Raw genomic sequence first — 11,726 nt, 5'->3', positions numbered from 1 at the left:
TTCCTCCGCTTTGATGTTTTGGTTTAATCAAATGAATGATGATTATTTATTCATGTCGCTGGCCGTAAAATATCCAGGCAGCAGTTCATTAATTGTAGTGACAACGCTCTGCCCCTTTAAGTCAGCCAGGATGATTTGAGTTTCTGGCTTACAAAATTCGGCAAGCACCTGCCTGCAGGCACCGCAGGGTGAAATCGGACCGTCCGTATCGCCGACAATCGCAATAGCTTCAAATTCCTTATGACCTTCAGAAATTGCTTTAAAAATAGCCGTTCTTTCGGCGCAGTTCGTCAAACCATAGGAAGCGTTTTCAATATTGCAGCCATGAAACACTTTTTGGCTGCTTGTCAGGATGGCAGCTCCTACCTGAAAGCCAGAATAAGCAGCATAGGCCTGTTTGCGGGCGGTGATTGCCTCATTAATTAATTGTTTTACCTCCATGCCTCTTCAACCTCCTAAGAAATTGCAGTCCCGGTTAAGCTTTCTTTCAAACCAAGGTTAACCGGATCTGCACTAATCTGTTTCTGTTTTTTAATAATCTGAACTGCTTATTTGGCCTTTAGCAATGGAAACACCAGAACTTGCTCCAATTCTTGTTGCTCCTGCCTCTACCATTCTTTTAGCATCTTCCAGCCCTCTGACTCCTCCGGAAGCTTTTACTCCTATATCCGGCCCAACTGTTTTTCTCATCAAGGCAATGTCCTCTGCTGTAGCGCCTCCAGTTGAAAATCCAGTTGAAGTCTTAACAAAATCTGCACCTGCTTTTACAGCAAGCTCACATGCTTTCACTTTTTCTTCCTCGGTTAAAAGAGCCGTTTCGATAATAACTTTAACTAAAGCTTTATTTTTTGCAGCATCTGCTACAGCTTTTATATCGTTTTCTACTAATTGATAGTTCTTATCCTTTAAGGCACCGATATTAATAACCATATCAACTTCATCTGCTCCATTTTCAATCGCGTTAGAAGTTTCAAATGCTTTTACATCTGAAGTAGATGCTCCGAGCGGGAACCCAATCACTGTGCATACTTTTACTTCAGGAGCATCTTTTAATAGCTCAGCAGCTTTTTTAACCCATACAGGGTTTACACAGACCGATGCAAATGAATATTGCTTTGCTTCTTCTGCCAGGGTAACGATTTCCGCCTCGATCGCATTTGCTTTTAATAATGTATGATCTATTAAACTAGTAATATTGTTATTCATGTAATTCTTCCTTTCGGCTTTCAAGAATTAATCTTCTAGGTAAACATTAAACCGCTTTCACCTCTTGCATGAATAACTATATATCAGGATTGAACATTTGTAAATACACTGTTGAACAAAAGTTAAATTTGCCAAAAAAATAGACCTGATGAGATAGCAGGTCCTGTTTCTTACTTATTTATTTTTCAAGCAAAAATTGTGCAGTTATTTGATCGGTCACAAGAACATTAGCAAATCCACCCTGTAATGCTCCGTATATGCCATCTATTTTTTGTGCTCCGCCGGCAACGAGTATCGAATATTCCTTATTTTTTAATTCTTCCAAGTCGATTCCAAGAGTACGTTCGTTTAAACTATCGTTACAAACGTTTCCATCTTTATCATAAAAGCGGGAACAAATATCCCCCACTGCATGCTGGGAAATGCTTTGAAGATCCTCTTCAGAAAAGTAATCCAGCTGAAACAATAAAGATTCGGGCTTGATGGGCCCGTTGGTAAACACTGCTATATTCGCACTTTTACCTAAATCAAGGATTTTTTTAATATGCCGGTCTGCCTCCATTGCTCTTTTTACTACAACATGATCGACAATGGCCGGAAGCGGAAGATGCATCGGAGGAGTGTTGTAAGCCTTTCCAAATAAGTATAAAACTTCTGAAGCATACGTATTCGTTTCTGAATGGCTAACCGCGCCTTTTAATTGGACAACCTTTATATCCTTTACATGCTTTTGCCTTAGCTCTATTCCTACATGATAAAGAGTAGTCCCCCAGGTTACACCAATTATATCTCCGTCCTTAACTATTTCATCAAGGAAGTTCGCTGCTGCTTCGCCAAGATAGTTTTTAATGATAGGGTTTTCATACTTAGGTACAGAAACGACAACCGCCTTCTTAAGATTGAATTTCCGTTCAAGTTCTAAAGACAATTTTTCAGAATCCGTAGAGGTATCCACAATTTTAATTTGAACAATGCCTTCACTCTTAGCCGTTTGAAGCAGGCGGGAGACTGTAGGTCTGGAAACACCCAATTTTTTAGCTATATCGTTTTGATTATAATCAAGAAGGTAATACAATTTTGCCGCTTCTATCACTTTACTTAATTTGTCATTCTCCAATGGAATCCCCCTTTTTTATCACATATTACTTTTTATCTTATCAGATATACACTTTAAAATGAACAAATTTTCTGGTTTTACCTAGCAGATGTGAACTTTTTAAAAATGATCATTCGTCTTAAATGATCTATGGAAATATCTATGAAAAAAGCAGAAAAACTCTAGTAATTATTGTAGTATCTAGATAGGGTTGTGCCCTGATGCACATCCATAGATAAAATAGACAGTGAAAGGAAGTCCACCTTGATCGAATCATTACTGCTTAATTTCCTTTTTTTACTTTTTCCTGTTCTAATTTTTTTGATCTTCCTGGAAAATAGACTTCAAACGTTCAACATATATATTCTAATTATGTTAACGTCTCTTACTATGGTTCTGTGTATGGCATTTCCAATAAAATTGGAGATTGGATATATTATTGATCTCAGATACATTCCATTTATCATTGTTGCACTGTACGGGGGATATAAAAGAGTCCTTGCGCTTTATGTAATATTGAATATGTATAGGTTTTTTATCGGCGGAGAAGGAGTATATCTTTCCTTATTTTTCTCAACCATTATATTTGTGCTAGTGCCTTTACTAAGCCATTGGTTTAACAGACTGGGCTCCCGCAATAGAATTATTTGTGCATCGCTGATTTCCCTATCTACCATGCTGTTTTATTTTTCAGCTCTTTCTTTTTATTTCCAAGAATTAAATAGGGAATTCTGGACACTTGCTTTCTATGGATTAACCACTCATTTGCTGCTAATGGCTATAATCATGCTGCTTATTGAACAAATAATCGCAAATATGAAAGCTCGGGAAAAGTATTTGAACTCAGAAAGGCTGAATTTAGTAAGTGAACTATCAGCAAGCGTTTCGCATGAAATTAGAAATCCTCTAACAGTGACAAACGGATTTTTACAGCTGTTAAATCAGTCAGAAACGATTACACAAGAAGAAAAAAAATATATCGAGTATTCCCTTCAGGAATTAAAAAGGGCCGAAAAAATAGTTAGTGACTTTCTGGCGTTTGCCAAACCTCAATCAGAAAATATGCTTTATTCAAATCTAGAAGCAGAGATGGAATATACGAAAAACGTTATTATACCTTATGCAAACATGCATGATGTTGAAGTAGAATACAATTTTAAAAATTCACTATATAAACGATACGACAAGAATCAGCTTCAGCAATGCTTAATCAATTTATACAAAAATGGAATAGAAGCGATGAAAGAGAATGGCGGTACATTGTATATTGATGTGTATGAAGCAAATAAAAGCATAATAATCAAAATCAGAGATACTGGCGTCGGAATGGACAATGAAGAAATTTCGCGTTTAGGCAGGCCATATTATTCAACAAAAACAGAAGGAACAGGCCTTGGGATGCTGATGGTATACAGTACCGTTCATAAATTAAAAGGAACAATCGAAGTAGAGAGCGAAAAAAGAAAAGGAACTACATTTTCTATTACTCTTCCTGTAAGTAAATCAGGACAAATCAGTCTTAATCATTCCTCCAGGAGATAAACTCTTATTTAGTTTTTCTCTTGGAGGTTTTGTATTATTTGAAAAAACGAGATAAATAAAAGAGTAAAAGATGTAATTATATATTCGATGATATTTCATTAATTTTTGGGCAAATTATCCTCAGGAGGTGAAAATATGGGAACTAAAAACAATAGAGAAAATGAGAAAGTACATGTAGAATTGGGCGGCATGGGCCTTTATGGAACAACGTCAAATACTGAGATAGCAGGATACCAGGCTACGGGCGATATAGAAAATGCAGGCAGGCTGGATAAAGGATTCAAAAAAGAAGAAGGACATCGTGGAGCTACTGCATCACTCGCTGACGAACATCAGAGAGATTAGCATTCACTTTATACAATCTATAAAATCATTAGAAGGACAAGCTGCATATCTTAATGCAACAGAGGCATTAATTTTCATTTTTCAATTATGTTCCCACTTATATATTTACTGAATTGGGCAAAAATTAATCGAGTCAATTTTGCGGTTACTATACTCTTTTCACCTTAAAAAGTAATATATAAGTATTTTATACCAAAATATAGTATATGAAAGAAAAAAGCGTAAGTTAAGGTATAAAATTTAATCAAACCATTCAATAAGTCTTCATCAATATTAAAATGAGCATAAAATTTTCCTAAAAAAATAAAGCCTAAAGTTTCCAAACGGAAATTTTAGGCTTTATATCACAATAAATAAAAAATCCACCCTACAATATGTATGGTGGAGACGGAGGGAGTCGAACCCTCGTCCAGAAACATCGCCACTTAAGCTTCTACGAGTGTAGTCGACATATTGATGTTTCGCTACTCCATTTGCCTATCGACAGGCGTCCGGGCAGCTAGTCTGGTTGTTCTCTTCCTTCATCCTCAGACGGTGGAATCCGGCGTAGCCTGCTAAATTTGAGTCCGCTACCCTACCACACAGGCGATGGAGGGGCGAACCACTTTAAACTGTTATTAAGCAGCTAAAGCGAAAGAGTTTTGTTGTTTGCCAGTTATAGGCTTTGACGTTTTAACGAGGCCGATCCCCTCGACTCGCAACCTAAGCTCGAACTATCCCTGTCGAATCCGTAGCGTCCCCATGATATAAGAAAACGTACGAGAGAATAAATCAGCTTATCTGCTTATTCAATTGTTATGTGCTACATTAGGTAGTATAGCATAATTAGCGGGAAAATGCTATATCCACTTCCTGCCTCCAACTGCTGTGCTACATTTTCTGGCGGTCGCGGAAAGCACGCTCAATTTCACGCTTGGCCTCTTTTTTCTTCAGGTCCTCACGCTTGTCATATTGCTTTTTACCCTTGCCCAGTCCGATTAAAACCTTTGCGAATCCATTTTTCAAGTATACCTTCAATGGTACCAGCGCATAGCCCTGCTCTTTTGTCTCTCCAAACAGCTTATCAATTTCACGCTTATGGAGGAGCAGCTTCCGCGGCCGTTCCGGTTCGTGATTATGGCGGTTTCCCTGCTCATAAGGGCTGATATGCATGCTGTATAAATACATTTCCCCATTTTGGATACGCGCGTACGAATCCTTAAGGTTTACTTTTCCGGCTCTTATAGATTTAATTTCTGTACCCTGCAGAACGATACCTGACTCGTATGTTTCTTCTATAAAATAATCATGATATGCTTTTTTATTGTTGGAAATAAGCTTTCCTGTACCCTTTGGCATAACGTTTCTCCCCTCGGCTAAAAAAATCATTATCTCTATTGTCTATCCAAAAATTGTACCAAAAATAGATCTGTTGTTCAAACAGTGGTTTTTTGGAAAGAAAGAGAGCCTGACGAAGGCTCCCTTTCCCACTGCTTTTATCTCTTCTTCTTTTTACGCTTAGCAGCAGGTGCGTTCTCAAAGAATTTCTTCTTGCGGCGAGGCTTGCTGTCCGAACTTCCAGCTCCAGGTTTTTCGCTTTTTCCTCCCCGGCGTCCTTGAGATCCGCCTTGACCGCCTTGGCCGCTTTTTCCTGGCCCGCCCTTATCATCTTTTCGGCGTCCGCCTGCAGATGTTTTAAAGACTCTTTTTTCTCCAGTCTCATTCTGGCGGTTGTTTTTCATGCCGACGATTTCAAAGTCGATGGCTCTTTCATCTTTGTTAACGTTCGAAACACGAATGGTTATTTCGTCGCCAATACGGAATACTTTCCCGGTTCGTTCGCCGATCATGGCAAGATGGCGGTCATCAAAACGGTAGTAATCGTCATTCATCACACTTACATGGACAAGTCCTTCAATTGTATTTGAAAGTTCCACAAACATACCAAAGCTGGTTACAGAGCCAATAATTCCATCATACTCTTCACCAATTTTATCCATCATAAATTCGGCTTTTTTCAGGTCGTCTGTCTCCCGCTCAGCATCAACTGCCCGGCGTTCTCTTTCAGAGGTATGCTTAGCAATTTCCGGCAGCATAGTTCCCCATTTGGCTCTTGTCTGCGCATCGAGTTTCCCTTCAATCAGGTATGTTCGGATCAATCGGTGAACAATTAAATCCGGATAACGGCGGATTGGAGATGTGAAATGAGTATAATAATCGGCTGATAAACCAAAATGCCCTAGACTTTCCGGATCATATTTCGCCTGCTGCATGGAACGAAGCATAACAGTTGATATGACCATTTCCTCTGGCTTTCCTTCTACCGCTTCAATTATTTCCTGAAGCGCACGCGGGTGGATTGAATTGGCACTTCCTTTTACGATATAGCCAAAATTTGTGATGAACTCAAAGAACCGTCTAAGTTTATCTTCTTTAGGATCTTCATGGATACGGTATATGAACGGAACGTCCATCCAATGGAAATGCTCGGCTACCGTTTCATTGGCTACTAGCATAAATTCTTCAATCAGCTTTTCTGCCACTGATCGCTCGCGAAGAACCACTTCAGTCGGATGACCCTCTTCATCAACGAGAACCTTAGCCTCTTTAAAGTCAAAGTCAATCGCACCGCGTTTCATCCGTTTGTTTCTTAAAACCTGCGCCAGTTCTTCCATATCTTCAAACATAGGCACAAGCGGCTCATAACGGCTGCGAAGCTCTTCATCTTTATCCACTAGAATTTTATTTACATCAGAATACGTCATTCTTTCAGTTGTTTTAATCACACTCTGGAAAATTTCGTGCTTAACAACAGTTCCTTCAGCATCAATTTCCATATCACAGGATAATGTAAAGCGGTTAACCTTCGGATTCAGCGAGCAGATCCCATTGGACAGCCGGTGAGGAATCATAGGGATAACACGGTCAACCAGATAAACGCTTGTCCCGCGGTCAGCCGCTTCTACATCAATTGGAGATCCTTCCGTGACATAATAACTTACATCAGCAATATGGACACCCAATTTATAGTTGCCATTATCCAGACGGGTCACAGTTACAGCATCATCCAAATCCTTAGCGTCTGCACCATCAATTGTGACGATGGTCTGGTCACGAAGGTCACGGCGGTTTTCAAGCTGACTCTCATCGATTGTGTCCGGTACACTATTCGCCTGTTCGATTACATCATCAGGGAATGGAACAGCGATCCCGTGCTTGTGGATGACAGAGAGAATATCTACACCCGGATCATTTTTATGACCGAGTATTTCAATGACTTCTCCTTCTGCACTAAGCCCTCCCTGCGGATAGGATACCAATTTAACTACAACCTTATGGCCTTCAACGGCACCCATGGAAGCGCCTTTAGGTATAAAGATATCATTAGCTATTTTTTTATCATCTGCAATTACAAAACCGAAGCTTTTGCTTTCTGTGTATGTACCTACGACTTCGTGTATGCCGCGTTCCACTATTTTCTCAATGGTACCTTCCCTGCGCGCCCCTGACTTTTCTTCAGAGACCCTTGCAAGGACTATGTCGCCATGCATGGCATTCTTTGTCTCGCTCGGGGGGATAAAGATATCATCCATACCTGGCTCATCTGGAACAACAAACGCAAAGCCCTTCGCATGGCCTGTTAATTTCCCGCGGACCAAGTTCATTTTTTCAGGGAGCCCGTATCTATTATTTCGTGTTCTTACAACAAGGACCTTTTCTTCCATATGCACAAGCGCTTTTACAAAGTCTTTAAATTCGGAGGAATCAGTAATGCCAAATGCTTCTTCTAATTCTTGGACTGTTAATGGTTTATAACTGCTTTCTTTCATATGCTCTAGCAGGCGTTCTACATGTTGCCGGATAATTTCATCCATCCAAAATCCCTCCTTATACGGGTTAACATTTATTCTTTCCAATCAAGGCTTTCTAAAAATGAATACACATCTTCATGAAGCTGCTCTTTTTCTTTGTCCAAGGTAATTACGTGGCCCGATTCCTCATACCACTTTATTTGCTTATCGTCTGACTCTGCTGAGTTATAGATAATATTAGCGCTGTCTGTGTTGATCATGTGGTCATTGCGGGCCTGGACCACAAACAGCGGGGCATATATGTGGTCGACATGATTGCGTACGTCTGCTATCAAGTCCTGAAGAGCCTTAAGGGTATCCATCGGTGTTTTACTAAATTCCTGCATTTCTTTTTCTATTTGATCCTGAGATTTCCCTTCTCTGATTTTCCATTCGCGGGCATACTCAAGGACCCCTTTATACATAACTTCCTCGCTTTTTATATACATGGGTGCACACATTGGTACGATACCCTTTATAGGTACAGTGTAACCTAATTTCAATGAAAATACGCCGCCCAGTGATAAACCTACAGCAGCAATCTCCTCATAGCCTTTACTTTTCAGTAAATCATATGCCATCATCACATCTTTCCACCAGTCCTTGGGACCCGTATGAACCAATTCTTCTGGGGGAACTCCATGGCCTTTGTAATGAGGAGCATGGCAGGTATAGCCTCTCTTCTCTAAATATCTTCCCAGCATCCGTACATCGGCTGAATTGCCAGTAAACCCATGTAATAGTAAAACAGCTCTTTTACCGCCTTCAAAGGTAAATGGCTGCGGCAGTTTGATCTTCATTTATAAAGCTCCTTCTTTGTTGTTCTAGTACATATATTATTCCAATTAAACAGAGTTTAATGAAACATTTTCCATTGTGTTTATCCTTCTATTATATAGGATTGCTTCATAAGTGGCTTCTAAAAGGCTTGGCAAAATTACGTATGCGTTTGTAACAGCAAAAAACCCGGCTTTGTTATGCCGGGTTTACGTGTTGATATTTTATAACTGAACATAAGAAACAAGAATAGACAATACAAAAAACAAAACTGCCAGGACAATGGTTACACGTTGAAGAACAAGATCCATCCCTCTAGCTTTCTGCTTTCCAAAAAGCTGCTCTGCGCCACCTGAAATGGCACCTGAAAGCCCCGCGCTTTTACCAGACTGAAGCAATACAACTATAATAAGTGCAATACAATCAATAACTAATAGAGTAACTAATAATGTGTGCACGAGTTCACCTCCTGAATACGACTACAGTATTTTAAATGTACCATAAAGTTTCCATCTCTACAATGGGGCAGTTCAAAATGCTGGGTATTGATACAATTTTAATGCACCAAGGTACCCTATAAAAATAAATTCCCCATTTATGGTTACATCCAGTTAAAATAGGATAATTTTTATATAAGGAGGTATATCAGGTAATGTAATTGAGAGGGGGGAATTTCATGTATTTAAAGGGTTTGCGCATTCTTGATATGATAAATATTGTATTCGGCCTTTTTACTGCCCTGCTTTTGTTTGTATATCACAGCATCTGGATTGATGGTCTCTTAATAGCCGCGTCTGTAATCCTTCTTTGGAAAACCAAATTCAATAATCGGAAACTGCTCTTATTTTCAGCGTATTTTATTAGTTCATGGTATTTAGCCAGTCTATTAACTTCTCCCGTGCTGCTTGAAACCATTCATGTCAGAGAGCTGCACATGCACCCTCTATGGATCCCGGTTATCGCCCTATTAATTGGCTTAATCGCTGCTTCATTTCGGTTTGGCACCAGTACCTTAACGTTTATTTGGTTCTCGCTGTTTATATTAGTTAGCATTGAAGCCATCTTTCAAGGCGGGACCGGGGCGGGTATGCTGCACCGTTTTTGGACGGCATCACTGCTGGCAGAGACCATTCACCGATTTTTCCCGTTTTTAATTGCAGCAGCCTGTATCGGCATATTCTTAGAAAAATTCCAAAATGCTCTAGTCATTGATTATATCAATAATAAGTAAACGAACATATTTATTGCTTTTTCCTCGGGTCATGTTTTGTGAAATAAAAGGCACTGATAGCACCTAATGAATTGGCTAAAACTCCTACGATTAGATAGGAAATTTCGCTATTCTCTCTAAACAGGTAAAGAGATGCTGCAAGTACACTCATAATAACAAAAGCAAATACATGCTCAAACTGGATTCGTTTCATTATAAGCTCCTTTCTAAGCCGGCTTTGCCTATCTACTAAATGAAAGTCGATAGTGGATAAGCTCTCTCTTTCATACTATTCTATTTATGCTCCCATTGTTCACATTTAAGAAACCCAGTTTTTACACGGCTGTCTTAATTCCAAAAAAAACACAAAAAACGGCCCTAAACCTCGTCAGGTTCAGGGCCGTTTTACATTTTTATTATCGTTTTAAGTTATAGAAAGATTTTAAGCCTTCATATACAGCTAGCTCGCCAAGCTCGTCTTCGATACGAAGAAGCTGGTTGTATTTTGCAATACGGTCTGTACGTGAAAGTGAACCAGTTTTAATTTGTCCTGCATTTGTAGCAACAGCGATGTCAGCAATTGTTGCATCTTCTGTTTCACCAGAACGGTGAGAAACTACTGCTGTGTAGCCAGCACGCTTAGCCATTTCGATTGCATCAAATGTTTCAGTAAGTGTACCGATTTGGTTAACTTTGATTAGGATAGAGTTACCTACACCCTGCTCGATACCTTGAGCAAGTTTCTTAGTGTTCGTAACGAATAGATCGTCTCCAACTAATTGAACTTTGTTACCGATACGGTCAGTCAGAAGCTTGTGACCTTCCCAGTCGTTTTCATCTAAACCATCTTCAATAGAGATGATCGGGAATTCATTAACAAGTTCTTCATAGAATGCAACCATATCTTCAGAAGATAAACCAGTACGTCCTTCGCCAGCAAGGTCGTATTTGCCTGTTTCTTTGTTGAAGAATTCAGAAGAGGCAACGTCCATTCCAAGAAGGATATCTGTACCAGCTTCATAGCCAGCGTTTTTGATGGCTTCGATAATGACTTCTAAAGCTTCACGGTTAGATCCAAGGTTTGGAGCAAATCCGCCTTCGTCACCAACAGCAGTGTTTAGGCCTCTGCTGCTAAGAACCTTTTTAAGAGAATGGAATACTTCTGCACCCATACGAAGTGCTTCTTTAAATGTTGGAGCTCCAACTGGAAGAATCATGAATTCCTGGAAGTCCACGTTATTATCAGCATGAGATCCGCCATTGATGATGTTCATCATTGGAGTTGGAAGCTGCTTAGCGTTAACTCCGCCAAGGTAGCGGTATAAAGGAAGGCCTACAGAGTCAGCACCAGCATGTGCTACTGCCATAGAAACACCAAGAATAGCGTTTGCACCTAATTTACCTTTATTTTCAGTGCCGTCTAAAGCAATAAGAGTACGGTCGATTCCAACCTGGTCAGTAACGTCCATACCGATGATTTCGTCAGCAATCACATCGTTTACGTTCGCAACTGCCTGCTGAACACCTTTTCCAAGGTAGCGTGATTTGTCGCCGTCACGAAGTTCTACAGCTTCGTGTTCACCAGTGGAAGCACCTGAAGGAACGATTGAGCGGCCAAAAAAGCCGGATTCTGTCATAACTTCTACTTCTACTGTTGGGTTACCGCGGGAATCAAGAACTTCTCTAGCATATACATGTGTAATGAATGGCATTTAAAAAC

The 11,726-nt window shown here is 39.9% G+C and carries 12 protein-coding genes and 1 other RNA gene; 3 read left to right on the top strand and 10 right to left on the bottom strand.

Annotated elements, in window-relative coordinates:
* Positions 1-42: 42 nt before the first annotated feature.
* From JOC77_RS01945 to JOC77_RS01935, 3 genes are all read right to left on the bottom strand, one after another.
* Entirely contained in the window at positions 43-441 is a 399-nt protein-coding gene (locus tag JOC77_RS01945; RefSeq protein ID WP_204537823.1) for a cytidine deaminase, read from the bottom strand.
* A 90-nt stretch (positions 442-531) separates the two neighbouring features.
* Entirely contained in the window at positions 532-1,206 is a 675-nt protein-coding gene (deoC, locus tag JOC77_RS01940) for a deoxyribose-phosphate aldolase (RefSeq protein WP_204537821.1), read from the bottom strand.
* A gap of 178 nt (positions 1,207-1,384) precedes the next feature.
* Positions 1,385-2,323 carry a sugar-binding transcriptional regulator gene (locus JOC77_RS01935; protein WP_204537819.1) on the bottom strand — a complete coding sequence of 313 codons (939 nt, stop codon included), beginning with the start codon at positions 2,321-2,323 and terminating at the stop codon, positions 1,385-1,387.
* A 243-nt stretch (positions 2,324-2,566) separates the two neighbouring features.
* On the opposite strand from JOC77_RS01935, the gene JOC77_RS01930 reads away from it, so the two are divergent.
* Together JOC77_RS01930 and JOC77_RS01925 are read left to right on the top strand one after the other, a co-directional pair.
* The gene (locus JOC77_RS01930; RefSeq protein WP_204537817.1) at positions 2,567-3,844 is read left to right on the top strand and encodes an ATP-binding protein; all 1,278 of its coding nucleotides are present in this window, start codon (positions 2,567-2,569) and stop codon (positions 3,842-3,844) included.
* Positions 3,845-3,979: 135 nt separating this feature from the next.
* On the top strand, positions 3,980-4,189 hold the full coding sequence (locus tag JOC77_RS01925) for a hypothetical protein (protein ID WP_204537815.1): 210 nt from the start codon (positions 3,980-3,982) through the stop codon (positions 4,187-4,189).
* Positions 4,190-4,568: 379 nt separating this feature from the next.
* Here JOC77_RS01925 and ssrA read toward each other — a convergent pair.
* The 5 genes from ssrA to secG form a co-directional block, all read right to left on the bottom strand.
* Positions 4,569-4,930: a transfer-messenger RNA gene (gene ssrA / locus JOC77_RS01920) on the bottom strand.
* A 129-nt stretch (positions 4,931-5,059) separates the two neighbouring features.
* Positions 5,060-5,527: an SsrA-binding protein SmpB gene (smpB, locus tag JOC77_RS01915; protein WP_204537813.1), complete on the bottom strand. Its 468-nt coding sequence runs from the start codon at positions 5,525-5,527 to the stop codon at positions 5,060-5,062.
* Between the two features lie 137 nt (positions 5,528-5,664).
* Complete coding sequence (rnr, locus tag JOC77_RS01910; RefSeq protein WP_204537811.1) at positions 5,665-8,043, bottom strand: ribonuclease R; 2,379 nt, start codon at positions 8,041-8,043, stop codon at positions 5,665-5,667.
* 29 nt (positions 8,044-8,072) lie between these two features.
* Positions 8,073-8,819 (bottom strand): alpha/beta hydrolase, encoded by a 747-nt coding sequence (locus JOC77_RS01905; protein WP_204537809.1) that lies wholly within the window; start codon positions 8,817-8,819, stop codon positions 8,073-8,075.
* 201 nt (positions 8,820-9,020) lie between these two features.
* Entirely contained in the window at positions 9,021-9,254 is a 234-nt protein-coding gene (gene secG, locus JOC77_RS01900) for a preprotein translocase subunit SecG (RefSeq protein WP_204537807.1), read from the bottom strand.
* 218 nt (positions 9,255-9,472) lie between these two features.
* Here secG and JOC77_RS01895 point away from each other — a divergent pair, with 218 nt between their 5' ends.
* Entirely contained in the window at positions 9,473-10,027 is a 555-nt protein-coding gene (locus tag JOC77_RS01895) for a hypothetical protein (RefSeq protein WP_204537805.1), read from the top strand.
* Positions 10,028-10,037: 10 nt separating this feature from the next.
* Here JOC77_RS01895 and JOC77_RS01890 read toward each other — a convergent pair whose 3' ends face one another.
* Together JOC77_RS01890 and eno are read right to left on the bottom strand one after the other, a co-directional pair.
* The gene (locus JOC77_RS01890) at positions 10,038-10,220 is read right to left on the bottom strand and encodes a hypothetical protein (protein ID WP_204537803.1); all 183 of its coding nucleotides are present in this window, start codon (positions 10,218-10,220) and stop codon (positions 10,038-10,040) included.
* A 202-nt stretch (positions 10,221-10,422) separates the two neighbouring features.
* Positions 10,423-11,718 (bottom strand): phosphopyruvate hydratase, encoded by a 1,296-nt coding sequence (gene eno / locus JOC77_RS01885; protein WP_204537801.1) that lies wholly within the window; start codon positions 11,716-11,718, stop codon positions 10,423-10,425.
* Positions 11,719-11,726 lie beyond the last annotated feature (8 nt).

The organism is Peribacillus deserti (assembly GCF_016909175.1).
Taxonomy (GTDB): domain Bacteria; phylum Bacillota; class Bacilli; order Bacillales; family DSM-1321; genus Paraperibacillus; species Paraperibacillus deserti.
This window is presented reverse-complemented; position numbering and strand designations above follow the sequence as displayed.

Excerpts from the sequence above, each read along its gene's own strand:
- JOC77_RS01945 (WP_204537823.1), bottom strand. The coding sequence starts at position 441 with ATGGAGGTAAAACAATTAATTAATGAGGCAATCACCGCCCGCAAACAG.
- deoC (WP_204537821.1), bottom strand. The coding sequence starts at position 1,206 with ATGAATAACAATATTACTAGTTTAATAGATCATACATTATTAAAAGCA.
- JOC77_RS01925 (WP_204537815.1), top strand. The coding sequence starts at position 3,980 with ATGGGAACTAAAAACAATAGAGAAAATGAGAAAGTACATGTAGAATTG.
- smpB (WP_204537813.1), bottom strand. The coding sequence starts at position 5,527 with ATGCCAAAGGGTACAGGAAAGCTTATTTCCAACAATAAAAAAGCATAT.
- rnr (WP_204537811.1), bottom strand. The coding sequence starts at position 8,043 with ATGGATGAAATTATCCGGCAACATGTAGAACGCCTGCTAGAGCATATG.
- JOC77_RS01905 (WP_204537809.1), bottom strand. The coding sequence starts at position 8,819 with ATGAAGATCAAACTGCCGCAGCCATTTACCTTTGAAGGCGGTAAAAGA.
- JOC77_RS01895 (WP_204537805.1), top strand. The coding sequence starts at position 9,473 with ATGTATTTAAAGGGTTTGCGCATTCTTGATATGATAAATATTGTATTC.
- JOC77_RS01890 (WP_204537803.1), bottom strand. The coding sequence starts at position 10,220 with ATGAAACGAATCCAGTTTGAGCATGTATTTGCTTTTGTTATTATGAGT.
- eno (WP_204537801.1), bottom strand. The coding sequence starts at position 11,718 with ATGCCATTCATTACACATGTATATGCTAGAGAAGTTCTTGATTCCCGC.